This window comes from Actinoallomurus sp. CA-150999, assembly GCF_050942425.1.
Lineage (GTDB): Bacteria > Actinomycetota > Actinomycetes > Streptosporangiales > Streptosporangiaceae > Actinoallomurus.
Genome location: NZ_CP192063.1, coordinates 6,297,174 through 6,321,039 on the forward strand (window position 1 = coordinate 6,297,174; position 23,866 = coordinate 6,321,039).

Sequence of the window (23,866 nt, forward strand, 5' to 3'; positions counted from 1 at the left end):
ACGATCAGCGGGCCGACGGGTCGTTCCCGCGCAGCACGAGGTTGGCCAGCTGCACTCGCGAATGCACGTCGAGTTTGCGGAACACGGCGCGCAGGTGGGTGCTGATCGTGCTGGGCGAGAGCACCAGCTCCTCGGCGGCCGACCGATTGGTGTGGCCGTCCGCGATGAGCAGGGCGACCCGCCGCTCCATCTGGGTCAGCGCGTCCCAGCCCTGCTCGGGCCGCTGCGGTATCGGTGCCCAGCGGCGTCGGCGGGCACCCGCTGCCTGGAGTAGTCGCCGCACCCGGACCGCCGAGGCGGTCGCGCCGAGTTCGGCGTACCGGTCGTGCGCGGCGTCGAGCACCGCCAGTCCGGCCTCACGGTCCTTCTTGTCCACGATGGATCGGCCGTGTTCTTCGTTCGCCCTGGCGGCCAGCAACAGTCGAGGTGTCTTTTGCAGGCGCGTGAGTGCGGGTTCGAAGTCGTTTGTGGACAGTGCGTCGATGAGCAGCTTGGCGCCGGTGACGCTGGCGACGTTCGGGTTGCGCCCGGCCAGTTCGCCGAGCATTTCAGCGGCCGCGCGCACGGTGTCGGCGTCACCGCGATGATGCGCCGAAGCGGCCGCACCCACCAGCAACTCCTCCGGCCATGGGAAGCCATGGTCGGCCCGCAACACGGCCACGAGGTCGGCCGCGCCGCGCGGATCGCCCTCGACATCGGCGAGCAATGCGCTGGTCAGGGGCAGATTCGCGGTCCGTGCCGGAGCGTTGTCCCCGCTCAGTAGCGCGAGCAGCGCCTCCATCAGGCGTATCTGTGGTTCGAACGTGTAGTCGCACATCTCGGCCATCAACGAGGCCGCGCTCGCCGTCGCCTCGGCCGCGGCCTCCACCCGACCCGCACCGTACAGGAGCTGCGCGCGTATCAGCGCCAGTTGCGGTGCCCGCCAGGAGTCGTCCCGGGCACCGTCGCCGAGCGCGGTCAACGCGCCGTCGATGTCGTCCAGTCGGGCCAACGCCAACAGTTCGCGCAGTGCCAACTGGTCCGATTCGGGCGCGCCGTACCCGGTCAGGCCCTGCGCGGCCGCGTGCGCCGACGCGAACAGCGCGTGCGTGCGGCTGTAGTCACGCTCCCGGTCTGCGGCTTCGGCGGTGGCCATGGTCGCCAGCACGAGCGCGATCGGATCGCCGTCGGTCGGCTCCACCGGTTCGGCCGCGGCGAGCGCGCGATAGCCTGCCAGGCGCGCCGCCAGGTCGCTGGGCGCGCCCTGATCCGCGGCGCGGTCGAGGAGTTCGGCGTACTGGTCGGTCAGCCACAGCCTGGGCAGCAGCAACAACCGCACCCGCGCCCGCAACTCGGCGCTGATCGGCGTGGCGAGCAGCGTGTCCGCGAACCGGGTCGCCTCGTCGAACTGCCGGTCGGCCATCAGGATCGACACCGCCTCGACCCCGATCTCGCCCCGTGCCAGATCGTTCGCGCCGACCAGTTCGAACGCCTGCCGGATGAACGTGACCGACGTGGTGGGCATGGTGTCCAGCACCTCGTGCGCGGCCTTGCGCAGCACATCCACCGCCGCCGAGTCACCTGGTTCGGCCGTGGCCAGTACGTGCGGGGCGGCTGCGGCGCAGCCACGTCCGCGGGCCAGCAGATGCTCGGCGATGGCATGATGCAGGGCGCGTCGACCCGAGGGCGGCAGGTCTTCGTACACGGCCTGGCGCAACAGTTCGTGCCGGAACCGCAGCACGCCGCCCTCATCCGTGAGCAGTCCCGCGTTGATCGCCTCGACCAGCGGGTCGGTCAACCGCGCCGCCTGGACCCCGATCAATTCGGCGACGTCGGTGAGCCGGCAGTCCGGCCCGATCACGGCCGCGGTGCGCACCAACTCCCGGCACGGCCGCGAGGTCGCCGTGACCCGCCTGCGAACGCCGTCCAGCAGTCCGGTCGGCACCGCGGGCCCGTCGGTGCCATCGGCCGCCGGTTCGAAAAGGCCCTCCAGCAGCTGTACGGCGAGGAACGGATTGCCGTGCGCGCCGGACAGTCTGCGCAGCACCGCCGGTTCGGGTCGCGCACCGAGCCGATCCGTGGCAATCGCGAGCACCGCGTCCTCGGCCAATGCCGTCAGGTCCAGCCACGTCACCGGTAGATCCGGTCGGGCCGCGTCCGCGATCAGTTCGGCCGGACCGCCGCCGGGCGCCTCCCTGGTCGCCAGCACCCACGCGATCGGCGAGGCGATCAGTCGTTTCGGCAGGACGCGCATGATGAACACGCTCAGCGGATCACACCACTGCCCGTCGTCGACGGCGAACAGGATCGGCCCTTCCTCCGCGCGTCGCTCCAACAGCGTGGCCAACCGTTCGGCCAGCCACAGCGGCTGTTCGTGCACGGAGGCCAAGTCCATGAAGTCGGCCGAGTCGATCAACGGCGCCGTGCCGAACCGCAACGCCGGCCCGATCGAGGCCAGTGGCGCAAGTCGGTCGTCCTCGTGCGCGGCAGTGTCCGCGGTGCGGAACCCGAGCCGGCCTGCCTGTTCCACGATGGCCCGGACCAGCGTGGTCTTGCCGATTCCCGGTTCACCACGCAACACCACCAGCGCGGGCCGGCCACGCTGCACCGTACGCAACGCCTCCAGCGCCGCCCCCAGCTCGACGGACCGACCCCGCAACAGGCGGCCACCCGGTGTGGCCGGTGCCATCACCGACGTCCGTTTCACCATCATTCCGCGCATTGTAGATCGTCTTGTCGACGCCTACCCCGACCAACTGGTCCCGCTCGTCACCCTGCTTCAGAAGGCGATCAGAACACCATCGTGAGCAGGTCGGCGAACAGCTCCTGTTCGTCGATCTCGAGCCCGCGGTTCGTGAACCACGTGGCCATGTTGTGGCAGTCGCGCATCAGGAAGTCCATGCCCTTCGGGTTGCCGACGATGTCGACGACCTGGGGCAGGTCGATCATCACGATCCGCTCGGCCTGCGCGAGGACGTTGTACGGCGAGAGGTCGCCGTGCGCGAGCCCCGCGCGGGCCAGTTCACGCATGCCGTCGCGGAGCTGCTCGAAGTACACGCCGAGGAGCTCCTTCGGCGGCCGGACCTGGGCGAGCCGGGGCGCGGCACCACCCTCGCCGTCGTCGATGAACTCCATCAGCAGCTCCGTTCCGTCCACCTGCACGGGATACGGCACCGGGACGCCGGCCCTCCACAACCGGTTGAGGGCGTCCCATTCGGCGTAGGCCCACTGACCGGCCGCGACACTGCGGCCGTGCGAGGTCTTCTTCGCCATCGCCCGGCCGTCGCGGCTGTTGCGGGTACGGCGGCCTTCGGCGTACGACGTACTGCGATGGAAGGACCGGTGTTCCTCGGTGCGGTACCGTTTCGCGGCCAGCAGCGAGGACTTCGCCGGGCTGTCGCCGATGGCTTCGACGGCCCGTTCGAGCAGGAAGACGTCGGCTTCCTTACCGGTTTTGAGGACACCGAGCTCGGTGTCGATCGCAGCCTGTTCCGTCACGACCCACGAGGGGCGTGGTTCCGGGCCGCGAGAACCGCGCTCGACGTCCAGCCACGTGGACCACCGCTGATCCGGGCCCAGCTTCTCGTCGACCGAATGGAACGTGAAGACGAAGGCGTCGGCCGGATCCGGTTGGGACTCGTCACCGGTGAAGTCGGACTGGCGGGAGTCGAGGTCGGAGTAGGTGTCAGAGAGTTCGTACTCGGAAGACAACGGGTGTGCTCCTGAACAGAGAGGTGGGACTGATGCGGACATGCCGCAGCGCAGTGATGGCCATCCGTCAGCCCTCCTTAGTCCAGGCAGCGTTCGCCGCCGCTCGGTCGGCCCAGCATGCCCGCCCGTTCCGGACCCCGCAACGTATTTACCGGGACTGGGACCGCGCGGTCGGGCTCAGCCGGAGCTCCCGCATCCCGTCGTACCGGTTCCGCCAACAGCTGCGCCGACTGAGGTGTCTGTTGTACAGTCTTACAACTGTGCAAGCCTTATCGGCATGGTGGAGTGCGCCGCCCGGCAACCCCGGAGGCTCTGCGGGCGCATCACTCCGACGTCGCAGCCGAGCATCGGATGACACCCGGGCCATACCTCCCGGACACATCGGCATCGCGAATGGTTAATTATCGTTTACCGAATTCGCCGCCGGCGATCTTTTTTCGTCATTTACCGGCGATGCCGACATCCCCCGGTACACTTCGATTTGTGCCCACTTTCAGTCATCCAATAAGTTAAAATGACTGGCTTGGGCGCCGGACGTGACCACCGCGTACTGGAATCTCGAACGCGGTGGCGTCGCGCGATCACACGGGGGCATGATGGACGATCAACGCCGCGCGTCGAGCGAATTCTCCCGACGCCGCGCGCTGCACGGCGGATTGGCCGTCACCGGCGGTGCGCTGGCCGCCGGTTACGGCCTGGCGGCATGTTCGCCGAATTCCCGGCGACAGGACGGTCCCCGCCGATTCACGACCGCCACGGGAGCGGAGCAACACGACTCGCCCACGTACGCGACGAGCCCGGGCGAGCACCCGGTAGCCCTGGTCTACCGCGGGCCTGCGGCGATACCGGGATGCCCGGAGGCGGTCGCGGCATTGATCCGCGACGCCGGATGGAATTTTCGCGTCCGATACGTCGGTCCGGGCGAGTCGGCGAAGCTGTCGGCCGCCACGCTGCGCGGGGCCGCGTTGTACGCCCAGCCGGGCGGCGGAGACCTGGACGACGGCTACCAGCACATGCGACCCCACTCCGCCGACATCCGGGCTTACGTCGCCGGCGGAGGCCGCTACCTCGGTTTCTGCCTCGGCGGTTACCTGGCCGGATCCACCCCGGGTTTCGGCCTGCTGCCCGGTGACGCCGACCGGTTCATCGAGAGTCCCGGCGCGAGCGTGCGCACGGATGAGGACACCGTCGTGGAGGTGCGGTGGCGGAATCAGCCGCGGCGGCTCTACTTCCAGGACGGCCCCTACTTCTGGATACGCAAGAGGGCGTCCGGCGTGACGGTGCTGGCTCGATACACCAACGGGCGGATCGCGGCGCTGGTGGCACCGTACGGACGCGGCCGGATCGGCGTGGTCGGGCCGCATCCCGAAGCCACGGTCGACTGGTATGAGGAAAACAGCCTGGTCAATCCGGACGGCATCGATCCCGCGTCCGGACGCGACCTCGTCGACACGCTGATGCGGACCTGACGTCCACGACTTCGACGGAAAACCCGGTACGCCGCACGTGATGGAGTCGCCTTTCAGATCGTCATGAGATGAAGCGGAAACCGCGCCCAGGAGATATAGCGGCTTCATTCAACGAGCCCGGATAGTTCCTGGAATCACCCTGATATCGCCTGTCATCCCGCCGGATCGAACGCTGAATCCGGGCGGGCTTCTTCGTGCTGCCTCGGCAGTGACGAAACCTTGTCATCCCCCCTGTGAGGTTCACTGTGATCGAACGAACCGGCTCCGACCGAACGCATTCCGGAAACCGGCTCGCCCCCTCGGAAGCACCCCTCGTACCCCGTCAGCACGGTTCCCGCGCGCCCGGCCACCCCGAAATCGTGACCGGGCCGCAGCGGCGGAATGCCAGACGCCTCCACGAGTTCTTCGAGGCGAGCCGCGACGCCGTGCCCGACGCGGTGGCGCTGGAGTGCGACGGCGAGCGGTTGACCTACCGGGAACTGGACGAACGCGCCGACCGGCTGGCCCGCCACCTGTCCGGCCGGGGCATCGCAGCCGGCGACCGGGTCGGCATCCTCCTCCGGCGCTCGACGATCCTCTACGTCGCACTGCTCGCCACGCTCAAGACCGACGCGACCTTCGTCCCGATCGACCCCGCATCGCCGCCTGACCGCGTCGCGTACATGGCGGATGACTCGGCGCTGGCGCTGGTCCTGTCGTCCTCCGACCTGGGGCCCTTGACCGGATGCCTTCCCTGTCCGGTGCTGGAGCTGGACACCGTGGGGGCGGCGGCCGGTCCGCCCGTTCCCCGGCCCTCCCCCGGGCCGGAGGACGACCCGGCGTGCTACGTGATCTACACCTCCGGTTCGACCGGCCGGCCAAAGGGCGTCGAAGTCGCCCAGTCGAGCATCTGCAACTTCATCGAGGTCGTCTGCGACGTCTACGACGTGCGACCGGCCGACCGGGTCTACCAGGGCATGACCATCGCCTTCGACTTCTCGATCGAGGAGATCTGGCCGACCTGGGCGGTCGGGGCCACGCTCGTGGCCGGGCCCACCGACGCACGGCGGATCGGATCCGGGCTCGCCGAGTTCCTGGCGGAGAACCGCGTCACCGTGCTCTACTGCGTCCCGACCGTCCTGGCGACGATCGACCAGGATCTGCCGCTCGTGCGGACGCTGCTCGTCGGCGGCGAGGCGTGCCCGGCCGAGCTGGTCGAGCGGTGGACGCGTCCCGACCGCAGAATGCTCAACACCTACGGGCCGACCGAGGCCACCGTCACCGCGACCTGGGCCGAGCTGCTCCCCGGTCGGCCGGTGACCATCGGTCGGCCGCTTCCCACGTACCGCGTCACACTCCTCGACGAGAGTCTGCGGCCGGTGCCGGACGGCACCGTCGGCGAGATCTGCATCGGCGGCGTCGGGGTGGCGCGTGGCTACCTGAACCGCCCGGAGCTGACCGCGGAGCGCTTCCTGGACGATCCGCGCATCACCGGAGAAGGGAGGCTGTACCGCACCGGTGATCTGGGGCGCAGGCTGCCCGACGGCGAGATCGAATACCTCGGCCGGGCCGACAGCGAGGTGAAGATCCGCGGCCATCGTGTCGAACTCCAGGAGATCGAGAGCGTCATCCTCGAGGAGCCGGCGGTCACCGGCGCCGTCGTCACACCGCATCCCGGCGGGACCGACGAACTGGTGGCCTACGTGACCCGAGGGGACGCGGGCGTGGACCCGGACCTCGCGCCGCGCGTCCACGGACGCCTGGCCAAGCGGCTTCCCGCCTACATGGTCCCGGCGTTCCTGGAGGTCGTCGGCTCCCTGCCGATGCTTCCCAGCGGGAAGGTCGACCGCAAGAGCCTCCCGGCGCCGAGCGGGAAGCGACTGATCGCCCCCGGCGGGCCGGCGGTGCCCCCCGAAACCCCGACCGAGCACCTGCTCACCCAGGCGTGGGCGGCGGTGTTCGGGCTGGAGGCGAAGGACATCTCGGTGGAGGCCGACTTCTTCCTCGACCTCGGCGGGCACTCGCTGCTCGCCGCCCAGGCGGCGTCCCTCCTCCGGAAGGAGAAGGGTTCGGCGCACATCTCGGTCGCCGACATCTACGCGAACCCGTCGATCCGTGGCCTGGCCGGCCGCATCGACGCGATCGGCCTCGCCGCACCCGGCGTCGCGGAGGACCGCCCAGCACCCCTGAGGCACCGTACGGCGCGCGTCGCCGGAGCCGGTTTCGCGCAGTCCGTCATGATCTACCTGCTGCTCCTCGTGCTCGGGCTCCCGGTCGCGGCCGTCTTCGGCGTCAACCGCGGCGCGCTGACCATGTCCACCCTGTGGGGGCTGGTGCTCACGATCCCGCTCACCCTCGTCGCCGGCCGGTTCGTACTCCCCGTCGTCGGCATCCGGCTGCTGTCACCCGGGCTGCGGCCCGGCACCTACCCGCTGTGGGGGACGACCTTCCTGCGCCTGTGGGCGGTGCAGGCCCTCGCCGCGCTGGCGCCGATCGGCACGCTGAGCGGATCGCCACTGCTCGCCCCGTACCTGCGGCTGCTGGGGGCACGCGTAGGACGGCGCTGCCACATCCTCACCGCCGCGCTGCCGGTGCCGTCCCTGCTGGAGATCGGCGACGACGCGTGCGTCGGGTACGGCGCGCAACTGCAATGCTCTCTCGTGGAACACGGCCGCGTCGTCATCGACCGGGTCTCGGTGGGCGACCGCGCCTTCGTGGGAGCGGGCGCGATGCTGCAACCCGGCACCCGGATCGGCGAGGACGCCGCGCTCGCCGAGATGTCCCTCGCCGCCCGCGGCCAGGCGATTCCGGCCGGCGAGTACTGGACCGGCTCTCCGTCGGCACGAGGCGCCGAGCCGGACCCGCTGCTGCGGGAGATGGGCACGCGGGTGGCCCCGGACTGGCCGGGCATCGCGTGGGCGGGCTTCGCGGCGGCGTGCGTCCTGCTCGACCTGCTGCCGCTCGTCGCCGTCGCGCCGGCGTTCGCGTTCACCGCGTGGACGCTGGGCAGCGGCGGCCGGACCTCCGGACTGCTCGGCTCGCTGCTCTCCGGTCCGATGTTCGTGGCCGCCACCTGCCTGGCCGTCGCGGTGGGCAAGCGGCTGGTGCTGCCCGCCACGCCGGCCGGAATACATCCGATCGCCTCGTCGCTCGGGTTCCGCAAGTGGATGAGCGACCGGCTGTTCCAGATCAGTCTCACCACCACCAACGCGCTGTACGCCACCCTGTACACGCCGCCGTGGCTACGCGCGCTCGGAGCACGCATCGGCCGCCGTTCGGAGGTCTCGACCGCCTCGCACCTCGACCCGGACCTGCTGACCCTGGAGGACGAGAGCTTCATCGCGGACATGGCCGGCGTGGGCGGCGCCACCTACCACAACGGGTACGTGGCGCTCGGGCGCACGGTCGTCGGCCGCCGCTCGTTCGTCGGCAACGCCGCGCTACTGCGCTCCGGCACGACCGTCGGCGACGGGTCGCTGGTCGGCGTGCAGACGATGGCGCCGCGCGGCGGAGTGCCAGACGGCACCTCCTGGCTCGGCTCCCCGGCGATCCGGCTGCCACGCCGACAGGACAGCGGGAACTTCGGCGAGGAACTGACCTTCCGGCCGTCCCGGCTGCGAGTGTCCGAGCGGCTGGCCATCGAGCTCTGCCGCATCGTCGTCCCCGGGACGCTGCTGGGCACGGCCGCCTACCTCGTCCTCCTCGGCGACGCCTCTCTCGCGCGGACGCTCGGCATGGCCGGGGTGCTGCTGCTCGCCCCCGCGATCGCGCTGCTCGGCGGTCTCGGCACCGTGCTCGCCGTGGCGGCGCTGAAATGGCTCATCATCGGGCGCTACCGGCCACGAGTCGAGCCGCTGTGGAACCGGTTCGTCCGCCGCACCGAGTTCGTCACGGCTCTGTACGAGACCGCCGCGGTGCCGGCGCTCCTGGGCACTCTGGTCGGCACGCCCATGCTCGGCTGGGCGCTGCGGCTGTTCGGCGTCCGCGTCGGCCGGCGGACCTGGATCGCGACCACCTACCTGACCGAGTTCGACCTGGTACGCATCGGCGACGATGTCGCCGTCGGTCACGCCACCTCGCTGCAGACCCACCTGTTCGAGGACCGGGTCATGAAGATGTCCCACGTCCTGCTGGAGGCCGGGGCGAGCGTCGGTGCCCGGTCGGTCGTGCTGTACGACGGCGTGGTCGGCGAGGACGTGATCGTGGACGCGCTGTCGCTGGTCATGAAGGGGGAACGGCTTCCCGGCGGCACCGCCTGGTCCGGCATACCCGGCCGGCCCGCGACACCGCCCGCCGCCGGCTGACCGTCCCCGTACCGTGCCGGCCGTGACCACGGCGAGAAAGCGCCTGGTCACGGCCGCGACCGGACGGGCGCGATGGGACGGTTCCCGCCCGCCGCGCGAACGGAGGGCGGGTGCCCGGAACCGAGACGAGGCGAGTGGATCCGCCATCGACTCCGGTCCTCGTGGAAGCAGGATCACTTGCCCGCTTGCACAAGTATCCGCTATCAAGGGCACTTGCCGCCGAGAAGTCCGGACAGATGCGGGGAGCGGAACGTCCCGAACTCCGGCCGGCACCGCGTTGGGCGCCCCGACGCGGATCCCCCACCTGAAGGGTCGTGCCGATGACCGACGAGCCGCCAGAGCACCGACACGGAGCGCACTATCTGACCGAGGTGCTACGTCGACAGACGGCCCATCTGGAGAAGGTCCTTCACGCCGACGCGCACCTGCCCGACTGTTTCCAGGATGTCCATCTACCGGCGTGGCTGCGCTGCACCGAGGGAGAACAGCGACTACCGGTCACGATCACCGTGGTCGTCGCGATCTTCTTGCAGGCCGTACTGCCACATCGGTTCGCGCTGCAACCGCACTACCTGCTCCCCGGCCTGGAAGCGGTGCTGGCGGGCGGCCTGGTGGCGGCGAACCCACGACGGATCAACCGGCAGTCCCGGGCGCTGCGGGGCATGAGCCTGGTGCTGATCGGCGTGATCACCGTGGCCAACACCTACTCGGCCATCAGGTTGGTCTGGGAACTGGTCGGAGGAAGGGCCGGAGAGAGCGCGGGACCGCTTCTGGCGACCGGCACGGCCATCTGGGGTACCAACGTCATCGTCTTCGGACTGTGGTACTGGGAACTGGACCGCGGCGGCCCGGTGGCGCGGGCCCTGGGGCACCGCGCACATCCGGACTTCCTGTTCACCCAGATGCAGGCCCCGGAGATGGCGCCACCGGACTGGGAACCCGCCTTCCTGGACTACCTCTACCTGTCGTTCACCAACGCGACCGCGTTCAGCCCGACCGATGTGATGCCGCTTGCCCGCTGGGCCAAGATGACCATGCTCGTCCAGTCCGCGGTCTCCATCGTCGCGGTCGCCCTGGTGGTCGCTCGCGCCGTGAACGTCCTCAAGTGATCCGCGCGACATCGACGCCTGCTCCTCAGGAAGCGGACCAACCCGGTTACGCGCGTCCGGCGCTCCTGTTGATCGCGGCCGCGGCGGCCGTGCTGTTCGCCTGGGGCATCGATCACACCGGCTATCACGTGTTCTACGCGAACGCCGCGCGGAGCATGTCCGAGAGCTGGCGGGGTTTCCTGTTCGGCTCATTCGATCCCGGCAACTCCATCACCCTCGACAAGCTCCCGGGCTTCTTGTGGCCGCAGGCGCTGTCCGCGCTGATCTTCGGTTTTCATGCGTGGGCACTGGAGCTTCCCCAGGTGGTCGAGGGCGTGCTGTGCGTCCTCGTCCTCTACCGCGTGGTGCGGGTCTGGGCGGGCGTGCCCGCCGCACTGCTGGCCGCCGCGGCGTTCACGCTGACGCCGGTCACGGCCGGGGTGTTCCGTACGCCCGCCGAGGACGCGGCGCTGACGCTGCTCCTTCTCCTGGCGGCGGAGGCATCCCAGCGCGCGGCACGCACCGGGCGGCTGCGCACGCTCGTCATGGCCGGCGTCTGGGTGGGGTTGGCCTTCCAGGCGAAGATGCTCGAGGCATGGGTCGTGCTACCGGCGCTCGCCGTCACCTTCCTGGTGGCCGCGCCCGCGCCCCTGCGACGCCGCCTCACGCGCCTGGGCATCGCGGGCGTGGTGATGACCGCCGTCTCGGCGTCGTGGATCATCGTGGCCACCCTGACGCCGGCGAACGACCGGCCCTACGTCGACGGCACCACCGACAACTCCGCCTTCGGCATGGTCGTCGGCTACAACTTCCTCAACCGGTTCGGATCCATGGGACTCGACGCGAACGGCACGGGAAGCGTGACCTCGACGCAGGGCCACGGTGGCGGCAACCGGCGCGGCTCCTTCGGGCGTACGGGCGCGAACCCCGGTGGCATGAACCCGAGGAATATGGGCGAGCGGTCCGGCCGTACGGGCGCGGGCTCCGGGGGATTCTCGCTGCGAGCCGGCTTCGCGAACGGCCGTGCTCAGCGACCCGCGCAGGGGATGGGCGGGCGCGGGTTCGGCGGGCAGGAGGGGTGGAACAAGATGGTGACCCCCGCCATCGCCTCGCAGACCGGGTGGCTTTATCCGCTCGCGCTGGTCGCCCTGGTGGTAGGCCTGGCATGGCGTCGCCGTGAGCCCAGGACGGACGGGCTGCGCGCCGGATACCTCCTGTGGGGTCTGTGGCTGGTCTCTTTCTTCGCCGTCTTCAGCGCGGGGAGCGTCGGTGGCCACATGTACTACATGGGCGTCGTCGATGTGGCGCTGGCCGCACTGTCCGGCGCGGGTCTCGTGGCGATGTGGGAGGCGTTCCGAACGTCCGGGCGGCGTGCGGTCGCCCTGCCGCTGGCGTTGATCGGCACCGTGGCGTGGGCCGTCTTTCTGACATGGAATTTCCCGACCGTCCGATCGTGGCTCGTACCTCCTGTGATCGGGGTTGGCGTGATCGCCCTCGTTCTGCTCGCCGCGTGGCGGTGGGGAGGACTCCGCCGTCGTCTCGTCCCGGCCACGCTGGTCACCGTTGTCGCCGCGACCCTCATCGCGCCGGGAGCGTGGGCGTCATCGGTGTTCACCTCCGCCCAGCACGGCGCGTCCGGAATGGGAGCGATCGGGCCCGCACAGCGCGGGGGCGGTATGACGCCGCCGTGGCTCACCAGCGCGATGGGCGCGGCGAGGCGCGGGGGCGCCCGCGCGATGGGCGCGGCGAGAGACCGGGGCGGTCGCGGCATGGGATTCGGGGACTCGTCCGGGAGGCTCACCGCCCGCCAGTCGGCTCTGCTCGGCTACGTGCGGGCACATCGAGGCGGCGCGAAGTACCTGTTCGCGACGGACAGCTGGTCCGCCGCCTCTCCCTACATCCTGGGCGCCGGGGCCTCCGTCCTGCCCATGGGCGGGTTCACCGGCCAGGTGCCGTTCCCGACCCTGGACCACTTCCGACAGCTCGTCGACCACGGAGACCTGCACTATGTGCTGCTCGGCGGCGGCGAGGGCCGGCGAGGCGGCGGTGCCGCGCAGGTCGCGGCGATCACCTCCTGGGTGAGCACCGCGTGCACGGCCGTACCCGCCACTGCGTACGCGAGCTCCACATCCGAGGACCCGTCCGCTCCGGCGTTCTTCGGTGACGCCGCGGCGGCGCAGCGGCTCTACCACTGCGGCTGAACCTCAGGCCGATCCGCCGGCGTCGGGAGACTCCATGCTCCCCGAGACCCTGCCGTTCAGTCGGTCCGCTTGAACTGCAGAACGGCGGCGCCCAGTAGGACCGCGCCCAGTGCCAGGACGATGAGGACCTCCAGCGCGGGCGGCACCTGCCAGCCGAACCAGGTGACCCCGGGGTTGAACCGGTGCAGCAGCGCGGGGCTGGCGGTGATGTGGGCGAACACGACATGCCGCAGCGGGTCGACGGCGTAGGTGAGGGGGTTGATCCGGGTCAGGACGCCCAGCCAGCTCGGCAGTCCCGACAGCGGGAACAGGGCGCCGGACAGGAACAGCATCGGCATCATCGCCATCTGCATGATGCCGAAAAAACTCTGCATCTTCAGTAATCAAATAACAGCCCTGGCCAGCGGCGTTTGCCCAGATAGATCCGTGTACGACCCCAACACGCTCGGACGTGAGCGGACAGATTCGGCTTCTGACGGACGCCTCGTGCTCCCAAGCTGCTCCCGCCCGCTCGCACTGCTCCCCTGCGCCGACGCACTGGCTGTCGGCTTCCCCGCCCACTCCCCGAACAGAGACCACCTGGAGGGAGCATGGCAACGGCCAGGTCGGTAAGGCCATGCCGAAGCGGTGGATCAAATGCCGTGCATGCGATGGCAGAGGAACGAAATGGCTGACCCGATCACCTGCCCCGAATGCGAAGGCGTCGGCGAGACCCTGTGCCGCTCGAATATTGAGTTACGCAGCCTGAGCCTGGGGTTATGCGGCGCGATGGTATTCGTTGATCACGCCGGTGACCACAGGTCTTCGCCGGATGGATCGTAGGTCGGTGAGCTCGGCCGCGCGCGGGGTCGGCCTGGTTTCGGTGTCCGGGGGCCGCTGTCGCCGAGACTGGTGCCGACGGTGCAGGTTGTAGTGGATCAGATACTCGCGAACCACTCGGGCCAGATACCGTTCGCCGAGAATCAAGATCCGGTCCAGGAGTTCGCGGCGGAGAGTTCCGATGACGCGTTCACACGGTCACCCAGATCCATCGTCAGGTTGCGGGCCTGCTGCACCACCCATGCGCCGGTCGGCTGCGCGGTCACCCCGGCCAGGTGCAGTCTCCGGGTGCCGTGCTCGATGAAGACCAGCACGTATAGCCGCTTGAGCAGCACCGTCTCCACAACCAGGAAGTCACAGGCGATGATCGCGTGCGCTTGGGCGGTCAGGAACTGCCGCCAGGTCGGGCCGGCCCGCCGCGGCGCCGGATCGATACCCAGCCGCCCGCAGGATCTCCCACACCGTCGATGCGACGATCGTGTGCCCCAGGCGGGCCCGCCAATGTGTCGGCGGTCCGGTCGGCCAGCACATCGACCGGTCGACCAGTGGAGATGTCGATCAGGATCGATCCGTAGACTCTGCCGCGCCGCAGCGCAAAGTCGTCCACCCCCAGCACCCGCGGGCCGACCTCTATCGCCGGTTCGGGCAACTGGCGAATCAGCCTGATCAGCGTCATCCGGCTCACCGATGCTGCCAGCCGTTCGGCGAGCCTGGCACCGGCACGGCCGCCCAGGGCCAGCGCGATCGACTGCAACGCCGTGGACGCCCCAGGGCTGCGTCGGCCAGTGCAACCGCCGTGAGCGCACTCCACATCCCGGGCACGCCGCCTCGGTCGTGCCCGTCCTGGCCCCGGAGCCGGATCGTCGCACCAGAACGGAACACCTGGTCAACGCACACGCGGGCCAGGTGAGGGAACAAGACAGCCGCCAACTCCTTGATCGACACGTTGCCGATGCTCGTGATCAAGAAGCGAGCTACTGGCCAGAACACCCCAACCGTGACCTACCCGACCAGCCCGATCACGGAAAGTGTGCCTGAGCCAGGATTCGCGCGTCGTTGACACGATCGTGCTTCGCTGAAGCAGCCGTCGCGCGGCGGCCGGTCGTTGGCCTTCCTCTGCCGAGCTCGGCCGACATCAATCGACAGCCGTTGACTTCGCCGTGAAGCAAGATCAGCTTCGCTGAAGCGGGATCCGCTCCACCCAGAAGCAGGACCCGCTTCGCCGAAGCACCCGCCAGGCGTAGACCCCCGACGTTCTCCGAACGAACGCCTGCCTCAGGCCCCGCGAGGAGCGCCCCCGGCCGGGTCTGTTTCGCCGTGAAGCGGCGTCCGCTTCGTTCGAGCAGTCTCCCGCTCCGCCGCGACATACCGAACCCGGAGGAGCGCTCCTCTCGCTCCTCGAGAGAACGCCCCGGGGCCCGTCGCTATCCCCCCGCGCCGCGGCCGGGCGGTGTGCCTGTGCGCGGCTCGACGACCCGGCGGGTGTGGAAGAACGGGACGCGGGCGGGGAAACGGAGACCCCTCGACCACGTCGACCAGGCGCCGCCCGTGGCGCGCGCTCGCGTTCGCCGGCGCGTACGCCAAGGAGAACAAGTCGGCCCCCACGCCACCCCTTGCCACACCTGGGCTGAACTGTCCGAACGTCGACTCACCCGACGGTTGCCCGATGACGCCCGGCGTGACGACCCGCCCCCGCTGCTGCCGTCCATGCGCTTCCGGCCCGACCGGAACGTCTTCCTCCACACGCTGGCGCGGCTGCCCGAGGCCCGCGAGCCGTGGCTGCGCGCGATCCACGACCGCGTACGGAACCGCGCCCCCGCTCGCACGGACCCGTTCTGGTGACGGACGCCACCGAGGCGTTCGCCGAGCCGATGGCCCGGCCAGGCCGGTGTTGGGCATACCGTTAATTCCGCCCGCACCAGGGCAATTTCCCCCATTTCGAGGACGCGCTTTGACCCTGTCTGCGACCGCCCCCTCACCTGTGCGGGTACGGACCGCTACCCGCGCCACATACGTCGCCTTCTTCGGAACCGGTCTCTCGTTCGCCAGCTGGGCCGCGCGCATTCCCCAGGTCCGGGACCGGCTGTACCTCCAGCCCTCCGATCTCGGGCTCGTGCTGCTCGCCATCGCGGCGGGTTCGGTGCTGTCCCTGCCGCTGTCCGGGCCGGTGCTCGCCCGCCTCGGGTCGCGCCGTATGGTCTCCGCGATGGCGTTGCTGCTGTCGGCCGGGCTGGTGATCGTCTCCTTCGGCTACCTGGTCGGCGTGCTGCCGGTCGTCGTCGGACTGTTCCTGATCGGCTTGGCCAACGGCGCGTGGGACGTCGCCATGAACGTCCAGGGCGCCCGCGTCGAACGTCTCCTGAACCGCTCGATCATGTCCCGGTTCCACGCCGGGTTCAGCCTGGGTACGGTCGCCGGCGCGGTCATCGGTGCCGGGATGGTCGCGCTGCGCGTCCCCGTCACCGCCCACCTGCTCGGTGTGGCGGTCATCGTGGTGGCGGTGGTGCCGCTCGCGGTCCGAGGGTTCGTGCCCGACCAGGATGACGACGCCGCGGAAGAGCCCGGCCGAATTCGGAACGCCTGGGCCGAGCCCCGCACCCTGCTGATCGGGCTGTTCATCCTCGCGTTCGCCTTCGCCGAGGGCACCGGGAACGACTGGATCAGCGTGGCGCTCATCGACGGCCACCACGCGGACGCCACCCTCGGCACACTCGGGTTCGCGGCGTTCCTCGCCGCCATGACCGTCGGCCGGTGGTTCGGGCCCAGCCTGCTCGACCGGTACGGGCGGGTCGCGGTGATCCGGGCGATCTCTCTGTTGGCCGTCGCCGGGCTGCTGCTCTTCGTGTTCGGGCCGTCCACGCCGGTCGCCTTCGCCGGCGCGGTCCTGTGGGGCGCGGGCACCTCGCTGGGCTTCCCGGTCGGGATGAGCGCCGGGGCCGACGATCCTGCCCGGGCGCCCGCTCGCGTCAGTGTGATCGCCTCGATCGGCTACACAGCGTTCCTCGGCGGGCCACCGCTGATCGGGTTCCTCGGCCAGCGGTTCACCGTGCTGCGCGCGCTCACCGCGGTCGCCGTACTGCTGGCGCTTGCCGCGCTGATCGCCGGGAACGTACGGCCGCTGCCGGACGGCGACTGATCGTCCAATCCCGCCGCGGCGCTCCGGCTCAGCGAACCTTGGCGAAGAAGCTTCCGATGTCGGCGGCGAGGTCGTCGGGGCGGTCCATGGCGATGAAGTGGTGGCCGCCGGGGTTGTCCTCCGGCCAGTGGACGATGGTGTTGCCGCGTTCGGCGAGCCGGCGGATCCCGGGTGGCTCGCTGTACACCCCCGTGGGTACCAGCCGCCTGCCCCGCTGATCACCTTCCTTTGGATGCGAAAGCCCCCTGCCGATGACCGGCAGGGGGGCGTGGATTCAGCGCCCGGGTATGAAACCTGCGACGGGTGAGCCGAGTCAGTTGTGCAGGGTGGGGCTGTCCACCACCAGCGGAAAGTCGTACGGCGCCTTCCGGTAGTGCACCGTGACCCAGAACCGGTAATAGCCATGGGCCTTGACCGGCTTCTTGATCGAGTACGGCACGTGGCCCTTCTTGCAACCGTAGCTGTGGTGCCAGACGCTCTTGGCGTCGAAGAAGTCCTTGTAGCGGGACTTTTTCAGAGAGACGTCGATCCGGCAGTAACCGCGGTCGTGCTTGCCCACCCTGTCGACGTAGAAGTCGGGTCGGACCACGTTCTTGTGGGCGCTGATGCAGGAACGGAGCTTCCATTTCCAGGTGCTGTTGGCGGTGTACGACCGGCAGCCGCCGCCGGATGACGCCGCGGCTGCGGGGGCCAGGGTCAGGATGAGCCCGGAGGCGACCGCCAGCCCGGCCACGGCCGAAATGGATCTTTTTCGCAGAGACATGCATGCCTTCTGTTCGTGATCAATTTGGTCGAGGCAGATCGTTCCACTATGCGGCGGTGTCGGATAGGGACTCAGGGCTCAACCTGGATGAATGACCATGGACCGGCCCGGCGAGTCATGAACCATGTCAAAGTTGTGTCACGGCCGTGATCCGCTCAGATCGTCCGTGAAGCCGGCGCCGAACCCGACGAACAGGATGAAGCCCTCACCCTCTCCGCCTGCCGCGCTGATCACCTTCCGAGGACTTCGGCGATCTCGTCGCGGAACTCCGCGCCGGCGAGGTTGTCGCCGTAGTCGCGCGAGTGGACGATCAGGCCGTCCTTGGCGTGGGACCGGAATACGCCAGAAACCTGCCGTGGTCTCGTGTAGATGCTGGTCAGGTGCGGGTCTGGAGGTCGGCGAAGTCGGCGTGGGCCTGCTCGATGGCCTCGGGTAGCGCTGGCGTTTGTCGTGCTCGGCCAGTGCCCGGTAGATGCTGACCAGGCTCGGGCTCTGTCTTTTGCGCTTGCCGGTGGGGATGATCAGGTCTGGCCGGATGTCTTCGACCGATTCGCCGTGGGCTCGGGGGCGTGCGCCTTGATCTGCCGGCACGCCTCCAGCGCCTTTTCGAATTCGGGGCGGACCCGCACGCGGGTGGAGACTTTCTCGGCGAAGATCTTCTCGCGCGGGATGCCGGCCGCGGCCAGGGCATCGAGCTGGGACTGAAGTTCCTGGGTCAGGTGGGAGCAGCGGGCGTAGCCGATGCGGATGTCCGCGCTCGGTCTGTCCGCCGGGATCGGCGCCGACGGCGGTGTACCCGGCCGCCACGGCTGGCCCGGTCCCCGATCGGACGGCGTCGGCACTCGCAATTCCTTGGCCAGCCGGGGCACCGTGGTGAACCGGGCGGTGTGGTAGGTGCCCGCGACCGCGCCGGAGCGGGTCCGGCACGGCGAGCCCGGCTGGACGACGCACCGCGGGCATGGGTGGCGCTCGATCTCATCGGCATCGGACAGGGCGGCGTTCTCCGGGTCGCTGCTCACCGGGGAATCCTCTCACAAACATTTCTCAAAAAGCCTATCCGGCGCCAACCGTGCGAGAACGAGTTCTGAGACGAAATCCGGCCCACGTGGCGCTCCGGCGGCCTGCTGCGCGGGCGGTTCTCAGAATGGGCCGTTTATGAGAGCCTGCTTGCGACTCTGTTCACCGCTGCGGCGGTGGCGTCAGGTCGGCCGTGTGGCGAAAAACCCCATGCATGTGTGTCCGCGTGCTTCCTAGGATTGGGTCTTGTGTTGTCCCGTCCTTCCTCCATCGGTGACGAGGCGATCGCGCATGCGGTCGCTACGCACTGGCAGCCCGAGATTGCCGATATCAGCTACCTGCCGTGGGGTTTCGGCGCGCATCATTGGCGTGCGATCGGCGGGGACGCCACTCTGTTCGTGACGTTGGACCAGTTGGAGCCCCGGCACACCGCGACGTCTCTGGAGGCTGCCTACGCTGGGGCTGCCGCACTGGCCGTCTCTGGTCTGGACGTGGCGTGTGCGCCGTTGCCCGCCCGGTCCGGGCGGTTCACCGTCGACGTCGGGGCCGGTGCGCTCAGCGTGACGCCGTGGCTGGAAGGCCGGAGCCCGACCGAGGCGGAGGCCCGCGAGCCCCGGCATGTCCGCGAGGTCGTTCTCGCGCTGGCCGCGCTGCATCGCGCTGCCCCACCTGATGGCCTGCGGTCTTGGACTCCGCAGGTCGGCCCTGAATTCGCGGATGAGTTGCGAGCTCGCACCGCCGAGCCCTGGACTAGCGGCCCGTTGGCGGAGCAGGCGCGGGTCGCTCTTGCCGCACACGACGATGCGATCAAGTGTTGGACGGGCCGCTACCTGGAACTGGCGGAAATAGCATTCTCCAGCCGGGACTCATGGGTGCCGACACACGGCGAGCCGCACAACGACAACCAGGTCATGACCGCCCATGGGTTGAGGCTGGTCGACTGGGAGTCGCTGGCTCTCGCACCGCCCGAACGAGACTACGCCGACCTGCTCGCTGCGGCAGACCTCTTGCTCCCCGACCCCCTGATGGTCGAGCTGTTCGCGTTGGACTGGCGGCTTTCCGAGATCGTCGAGTACGCGCGCTGGTTCGCCGCTCCGCACACCGGTACCGACGACGACCACATCGCTATGGAAGGGTTGTACGAGGAATTGGCAGGCGGCGCGGAATAAGCCCGCGATCCCTGCACCAACGAATGGCTGCGGCCCCGAGCTTCACCGGCTTCGGGGGTCGTCGCTGCCGAGCTGGAGGTCACGGCCGGCGGGCGTACGGCCGTCCGGATCTCCTGGTCAAGCGACGGGGCCACCGGGGAACAGGGCGCGGGGTTCCAGGTCGAGCCGGGTGGTCGGGACCGCGTCGGGCGGGTCGAGGTCGAGCACCAGGTCGCCGAGCCGGCGGATGGTGTGGGTGATGTACGGAGTGATGGTGGCAAGGTCGTCGTGGTCGGCCGGGTGGCCCTCGGCGGCCAGCGCGTTCGCGGCGTCGGTGATGTCCAGCGCGGTTTAGTAGATCGCGCAGTTGGCCGTCCCGTGCTCGGTGCGGCCGGTGGCCGTTGTAATGATGTTGGTACGCCCTCAGCACGCGGCGCAGATGCCGCTCGTTGTAGATCAGGATCCGGTCGGTGCGCTCTCGTCGGACAGTGCCGACCCAGCGCTCGGCGATCGCGTTCGCCCGCGGTGCGCGGACCGGCGTCCGGATCACCCGGGCACCGAGCGAGGTGAACACCTCATCGAACGCAGCGGTGAACTTCGCGTCGCGATCTCGGATGAGGAACTTCACCTGTTCGGCCTGCTCACCCAGGTCCATGACCAAGTTGCGGGCCTGCTGGGCGACCCACACCCCAGTCGGGTTCGCCGTGGCGCCGGCGATACGTACGACCCGGGTGGCGTGCTCGATGAAGAACAATACGTGGATCCGTTTGAGGAACACCGTGTCGACGTGGAAAAGGTCGCAGGCGACGATCCCTGCGGCCTGGGCCTTCAGAAACTGCCCCCAGGTCGGGCCGTCGCGCCGTGGAGCCGGTCCCAGACCGGCGCGTTTGAGGATGTCGCGCACGGTGCTGGGCGGAACTCGGACACCGACTCCGGCGAGCTCGCCGCTGATCCGCGGGTAACCCCAGGCCGGGTTGTCCTGAGCCAGCCGCAGCACCGCCTCTCGAACCTCCTTCTGAGTTGGGGGACGGCCGGGACGCCTGCGTGGGTAGGTCCACTTGCGGGTGATCAGACGGCGATGCCAGCGCAGCAGCGTCGATGGGGAGACGAAGACGCCGCTCCACGATGACCGGGGCAGGAACCACGACAGCGCGGCCAGCAGGATCCGATCGCCATCGTTCAGATCAGGACGGCTCACCTGACGGCGCAGCACGGCGACCTGATGCCGCAGCACAACGATCTCCAATTCCTTGGCGCCATCACCGCACCCGAACAACACCACGAGCTGAAGGATCCGACGCAACAGAAGGTAAAGAACAGACCAAGACACAAGCAGCCAGGATGCCCGCCACTCGACCATGCTCCGGACACCAAGCCGCAGGTCAAAGCCGCCCGAACCCGGTTCCCGCACCCGACAGGCCCGTTCGGCAGCATGGGCTCGGTCTCCCGGCCCGGGCACCCAGCCATCGTGACGGACCGGCCGCCGGGAAGCACTGCGCACGATCAGCGCCACGCCTTGATGTGAGCAGCCCACCTGCGAGCCGATCTCACGCAGCGACAAACCGCGCGCTTTCAGCCGCAGCGCCAGCTGCCGCTGCTCCATCGTCAGATGCGGCCGCATCCACAGCCTCCTCAGCTCATCGAGAATCCTCTCGACTCACCGAGCCCTTTTGCGCGGACTACTTGAATCCGCCGACATGACCTTCTGCCCCTGCTCGCACGACAGGTGGATCTTGGTGTTTAGCCCACCGCGTGAACGCCCGAGCCAATGATCGGCCGGTTCTCCGCCCGCTCGTTCCGGAGGTTCTTTCTGCTCACCGGGCCTGGCGCGAGCACCGGCGGCCTGGTGTGCCCGGGCGATCGTGGAATCCACGCTCACCTCCCACGTAATCCCCCCCCGCAAGGATTCCTGGTCAGCGGGAGTGGAGCGATGTGATGAGCGCGGCGATGGCATCGAGGATGCGGTCGAGGCCGTGCCGGAAGCGCTCGTCGGGGGCGAGGTGGGTGATGCGCGAGTCGAGAACCGATCGGCTGAATAGCGGGAAGGCGCCGGATTCGACGACTTGGCGCACGTACGGCCCGATGTAGTCGCGCTTCCAGCGCTCGGGGTCCAGGCCGGTACGGCGGGCCTCCTCCAGCCAGCCGATCTCGCGGCGGGTCGCGCTGTGGATGTAGTCGTTGAGCATGCCGACGAAGCCGGTCACGTCGTCGATGTCGAGTCCGATCCCATCGAGCGCGCCGAGCGCGAACTCGTGCACGCGAAGCAGGTTGGGACCAAGCGTCGGCCGACTGGTGAGCAGTGTGGTCAGCCAGGGATGGCGTAGGCCCGCGGCGCGGGTCTGCCAGGCCAGCAGCGTCAGGTCGGATCGCCAGTCACCGGAGGGGTTGCCGGGGAGCTCGATCTCACCCATTGCCGAGTCGATCATGAGGTCGAACAGGTCGTCGCGCCGGGGTACGTAGCGGTAGAGCGACATGGCGCCGGTGCCCAGCTCGCATGCGATCCGCCGCATCGTCGCGGCCTCCACGCCTTCCGCATCGGCGATCTGGAAGGCGGTTCGGGTGATCTGCTCGCGGCTGTAGCCGGGACGCCGCCCCGGCCCAGAGCGCTCCTGACGCTCCGGCTGCATCCAGATGCTGATCGGTCCCTCGTCGGCCACCTGCGCCTCCTCCCCATTTGCGTACAGGGTACCTGAATGGCTATGGTCCCGTTTCAAGTACGACGTACGCGAATTGGGGTGACGCATGGATCGATCTCTTCGCACCGGGGTGATCGGCGTAATGCTCGGCATGATCACGGCCCCGTTGGACGGCATGATGCTCGGGCCCGCGCTACCGACGATCGTGCGGGATCTCGGCGGCCTGGAGCACTTCTCCTGGGTGGCCACGGCCTACCTGATCTGCATGGCCGCCTCGACACCGATCTGGGGGAAGCTCGGTGATCTCTTCGGTCGCAAGCCGGTCTACATGGCCTCGATCGGGGTGTTCCTGGTGGGATCCGGGCTGTCGGGGGTCGCCCAGGACATGATCCAGCTCGTCGGTTTCCGCATGGTCCAGGGGCTGGGCGCGGGCGGCCTGATGACCGGGGCCTTGGCGCTCATCGGCGAGTTGGTGCCGCCCAGACACAGCGGCAGGCTCATGGGGCTGTTCGGGACGATGATGCCGATCGCCTTCATCGCCGGGCCGTTGCTCGGTGGACTGTTCACCGAGCATCTGGGCTGGCGGTGGGCGTTCTACGTCAACCTTCCCATCGGGGCGGTCGCCCTGCTGCTCATCGGCGCCGCCGTGCGGCTGGAGTCGCGCCGGATCACGGCGCGGATCGACTACCGGGGGGCGCTGCTCCTCACTGTGGCGCTCGTGGCGCTGAGCCTGGTCGCCGGCTGGGCCGGCACTCAGTACGCCTGGGGTTCGACTCCGATCCTCGCCCTGATCCTGATCGGACTGGCGGCGCTGGCCGGCCTGGTATTGGTGGAACGGCGTGCGGCCGAACCGATCGTCCCGCTGCGGCTGTTCGCCGACCGCAACTTCACCCTCGCCCAAGTCATCCGCTTCCTGGGGGGCGTCGGCATGGTGGTCGCGGCCACCTTCCTCCCTCAGTACATGCAGCTGGTGCAGAACGCCTCACCGATCGCCAGCGGGATGCTGATCCTGCCCTCGATGCTGGGCATGGTCGCCGTGCTGATCGGCACTGGCCGGCTCATCAGCCGGACCGGCCGCTACCGGATCTACCCGATCCTCGGCGGCGCCACCGTGGCCGTCGGCATGCTCGTGCTGCTGTTTCTGCGGCCCGGTACCAACCTGGCACTCGCCTCGGGCTTGACGCTGATCGGTGGCCTGGGCGTGGGCCTGCTGATGCAGTCAACCACGATCATCACCGTGAATAGCGCCGAGCCGCGGGACATGGGGGCGGCCAGCGGTTCTATCACCCTCTGGCACACCATGGGCGCCTCGCTCGGCGTGGCCGCGCTCGGCGCCCTGTACACCGCGCGGCTGCAGGACACCCTCGTGGCCCGCCTCGGCGCGGAGGACGGCACCCGCATCGCCTCCGGCCAGCTGGCCCCGGACGCACTGGTCCAGCTCCCGGCCTCCACCCAGGAGGCGGTCCACCTGGCCGTCTCCAACGGCATCCACGCCATGGCCCTCGGCGCGGCCGCGCTGGGAGGGCTCGCCTTCGTCCTGGGCTGGTTCATCCGCGAGATCCCGTTGCGCGACCGGGTCCCCGCCGAACCCGCGACCACGGCCGCGTGAAGGAGCA

At 69.4% G+C, this 23,866-nt stretch carries 19 protein-coding genes and 1 pseudogene; 8 read left to right on the plus strand and 12 right to left on the minus strand.

What is annotated here, in order from left to right; translation table 11 throughout:
- Nucleotides 1–4: 4 nt before the first annotated feature.
- Both ACQP2O_RS29180 and ACQP2O_RS29185 read right to left on the minus strand, forming a co-directional pair.
- Nucleotides 5–2,692 (minus strand): ATP-binding protein, encoded by a 2,688-nt coding sequence (locus ACQP2O_RS29180; protein ID WP_433170532.1) that lies wholly within the window; start codon nucleotides 2,690–2,692, stop codon nucleotides 5–7.
- Between the two features lie 77 nt (nucleotides 2,693–2,769).
- A complete protein-coding gene (locus ACQP2O_RS29185; protein WP_433170534.1) occupies nucleotides 2,770–3,690 on the minus strand; it encodes a serine protein kinase RIO in 921 nt (306 codons plus the stop codon).
- A 596-nt stretch (nucleotides 3,691–4,286) separates the two neighbouring features.
- Between ACQP2O_RS29185 and ACQP2O_RS29190 the strand changes: the two genes are divergently transcribed.
- The 4 genes from ACQP2O_RS29190 to ACQP2O_RS29205 all read left to right on the plus strand — a co-directional run bounded on the left by ACQP2O_RS29190 (nucleotide 4,287) and on the right by ACQP2O_RS29205 (nucleotide 12,731).
- Complete coding sequence (locus ACQP2O_RS29190; protein ID WP_433170536.1) at nucleotides 4,287–5,159, plus strand: BPL-N domain-containing protein; 873 nt, start codon at nucleotides 4,287–4,289, stop codon at nucleotides 5,157–5,159.
- A 359-nt stretch (nucleotides 5,160–5,518) separates the two neighbouring features.
- On the plus strand, nucleotides 5,519–9,442 hold the full coding sequence (locus ACQP2O_RS29195) for a Pls/PosA family non-ribosomal peptide synthetase (RefSeq protein ID WP_433170538.1): 3,924 nt from the start codon (nucleotides 5,519–5,521) through the stop codon (nucleotides 9,440–9,442).
- A gap of 320 nt (nucleotides 9,443–9,762) precedes the next feature.
- Nucleotides 9,763–10,551, plus strand: coding sequence for a hypothetical protein (locus ACQP2O_RS29200; protein ID WP_433170540.1), 789 nt, complete (start codon nucleotides 9,763–9,765; stop codon nucleotides 10,549–10,551).
- On the plus strand, nucleotides 10,548–12,731 hold the full coding sequence (locus tag ACQP2O_RS29205) for a glycosyltransferase family 39 protein (protein WP_433170542.1): 2,184 nt from the start codon (nucleotides 10,548–10,550) through the stop codon (nucleotides 12,729–12,731). Before ACQP2O_RS29200 ends, ACQP2O_RS29205 begins: the two co-directional genes overlap by 4 nt.
- 56 nt (nucleotides 12,732–12,787) lie before the next feature.
- Here the strand turns inward: ACQP2O_RS29205 and ACQP2O_RS29210 are convergent, their stop codons facing one another.
- From ACQP2O_RS29210 to ACQP2O_RS29225, 4 genes are all read right to left on the minus strand, one after another.
- Entirely contained in the window at nucleotides 12,788–13,105 is a 318-nt protein-coding gene (locus tag ACQP2O_RS29210; RefSeq protein ID WP_433170544.1) for an ABC transporter permease, read from the minus strand.
- A gap of 382 nt (nucleotides 13,106–13,487) precedes the next feature.
- Complete coding sequence (locus tag ACQP2O_RS29215) at nucleotides 13,488–13,697, minus strand: hypothetical protein (protein WP_433170546.1); 210 nt, start codon at nucleotides 13,695–13,697, stop codon at nucleotides 13,488–13,490.
- Nucleotides 13,694–13,894, minus strand: a complete 201-nt coding sequence (locus ACQP2O_RS29220) for a hypothetical protein (protein ID WP_433170548.1) — start codon at nucleotides 13,892–13,894, stop codon at nucleotides 13,694–13,696. Before ACQP2O_RS29220 ends, ACQP2O_RS29215 begins: the two co-directional genes overlap by 4 nt.
- Before the next feature lie 41 nt (nucleotides 13,895–13,935).
- Nucleotides 13,936–14,304, minus strand: a complete 369-nt coding sequence (locus ACQP2O_RS29225; RefSeq protein ID WP_433170549.1) for a hypothetical protein — start codon at nucleotides 14,302–14,304, stop codon at nucleotides 13,936–13,938.
- Between the two features lie 905 nt (nucleotides 14,305–15,209).
- Between ACQP2O_RS29225 and ACQP2O_RS29230 the strand changes: the two genes are divergently transcribed.
- Both ACQP2O_RS29230 and ACQP2O_RS29235 read left to right on the plus strand, forming a co-directional pair.
- Nucleotides 15,210–15,392: a hypothetical protein gene (locus tag ACQP2O_RS29230; RefSeq protein ID WP_433170551.1), complete on the plus strand. Its 183-nt coding sequence runs from the start codon at nucleotides 15,210–15,212 to the stop codon at nucleotides 15,390–15,392.
- A gap of 109 nt (nucleotides 15,393–15,501) precedes the next feature.
- On the plus strand, nucleotides 15,502–16,686 hold the full coding sequence (locus ACQP2O_RS29235) for an MFS transporter (protein WP_433170552.1): 1,185 nt from the start codon (nucleotides 15,502–15,504) through the stop codon (nucleotides 16,684–16,686).
- Between the two features lie 28 nt (nucleotides 16,687–16,714).
- On the opposite strand, the gene ACQP2O_RS29240 is transcribed toward ACQP2O_RS29235, so the two are convergent.
- The 3 genes from ACQP2O_RS29240 to ACQP2O_RS29250 form a co-directional block, all read right to left on the minus strand.
- Nucleotides 16,715–16,873, minus strand: a complete 159-nt coding sequence (locus ACQP2O_RS29240) for a hypothetical protein (protein WP_433170554.1) — start codon at nucleotides 16,871–16,873, stop codon at nucleotides 16,715–16,717.
- Between the two features lie 126 nt (nucleotides 16,874–16,999).
- The gene (locus tag ACQP2O_RS29245; RefSeq protein ID WP_433170556.1) at nucleotides 17,000–17,449 is read right to left on the minus strand and encodes a hypothetical protein; all 450 of its coding nucleotides are present in this window, start codon (nucleotides 17,447–17,449) and stop codon (nucleotides 17,000–17,002) included.
- 521 nt (nucleotides 17,450–17,970) lie between these two features.
- Nucleotides 17,971–18,468, minus strand: a complete 498-nt coding sequence (locus ACQP2O_RS29250; protein ID WP_433170558.1) for a zinc finger domain-containing protein — start codon at nucleotides 18,466–18,468, stop codon at nucleotides 17,971–17,973.
- A 246-nt stretch (nucleotides 18,469–18,714) separates the two neighbouring features.
- Between ACQP2O_RS29250 and ACQP2O_RS29255 the strand changes: the two genes are divergently transcribed.
- Complete coding sequence (locus ACQP2O_RS29255; RefSeq protein ID WP_433170560.1) at nucleotides 18,715–19,635, plus strand: phosphotransferase family protein; 921 nt, start codon at nucleotides 18,715–18,717, stop codon at nucleotides 19,633–19,635.
- Between the two features lie 79 nt (nucleotides 19,636–19,714).
- On the opposite strand, the gene ACQP2O_RS29260 is transcribed toward ACQP2O_RS29255, so the two are convergent.
- From ACQP2O_RS29260 to ACQP2O_RS29270, 3 genes and pseudogenes are all read right to left on the minus strand, one after another.
- Nucleotides 19,715–20,896, minus strand: coding sequence for an integrase core domain-containing protein (locus tag ACQP2O_RS29260; RefSeq protein ID WP_433170561.1), 1,182 nt, complete (start codon nucleotides 20,894–20,896; stop codon nucleotides 19,715–19,717).
- Between the two features lie 432 nt (nucleotides 20,897–21,328).
- Nucleotides 21,329–21,511, minus strand: a pseudogene (locus ACQP2O_RS29265) (IS5/IS1182 family transposase); the annotation flags it as partial.
- A gap of 16 nt (nucleotides 21,512–21,527) precedes the next feature.
- Nucleotides 21,528–22,358 carry a TetR/AcrR family transcriptional regulator gene (locus tag ACQP2O_RS29270; RefSeq protein ID WP_433170563.1) on the minus strand — a complete coding sequence of 277 codons (831 nt, stop codon included), beginning with the start codon at nucleotides 22,356–22,358 and terminating at the stop codon, nucleotides 21,528–21,530.
- Here ACQP2O_RS29270 and ACQP2O_RS29275 point away from each other — a divergent pair.
- Nucleotides 22,357–23,859, plus strand: a complete 1,503-nt coding sequence (locus ACQP2O_RS29275) for an MDR family MFS transporter (RefSeq protein ID WP_433170565.1) — start codon at nucleotides 22,357–22,359, stop codon at nucleotides 23,857–23,859. The genes ACQP2O_RS29270 and ACQP2O_RS29275 overlap by 2 nt on opposite strands.
- Nucleotides 23,860–23,866: the final 7 nt, after the last annotated feature.

Bases quoted from the DNA above. Each gene is read 5' to 3' on its own strand.
- ACQP2O_RS29180 (WP_433170532.1), bottom strand. From the start codon at position 2,692: ATGATGGTGAAACGGACGTCGGTGATGGCACCGGCCACACCGGGTGGC.
- ACQP2O_RS29190 (WP_433170536.1), top strand. From the start codon at position 4,287: ATGGACGATCAACGCCGCGCGTCGAGCGAATTCTCCCGACGCCGCGCG.
- ACQP2O_RS29200 (WP_433170540.1), top strand. From the start codon at position 9,763: ATGACCGACGAGCCGCCAGAGCACCGACACGGAGCGCACTATCTGACC.
- ACQP2O_RS29210 (WP_433170544.1), bottom strand. From the start codon at position 13,105: ATGCAGAGTTTTTTCGGCATCATGCAGATGGCGATGATGCCGATGCTG.
- ACQP2O_RS29245 (WP_433170556.1), bottom strand. From the start codon at position 17,449: ATGTCTCTGCGAAAAAGATCCATTTCGGCCGTGGCCGGGCTGGCGGTC.
- ACQP2O_RS29275 (WP_433170565.1), top strand. From the start codon at position 22,357: ATGGATCGATCTCTTCGCACCGGGGTGATCGGCGTAATGCTCGGCATG.
- ACQP2O_RS29270 (WP_433170563.1), bottom strand. From the start codon at position 22,358: ATGCGTCACCCCAATTCGCGTACGTCGTACTTGAAACGGGACCATAGC.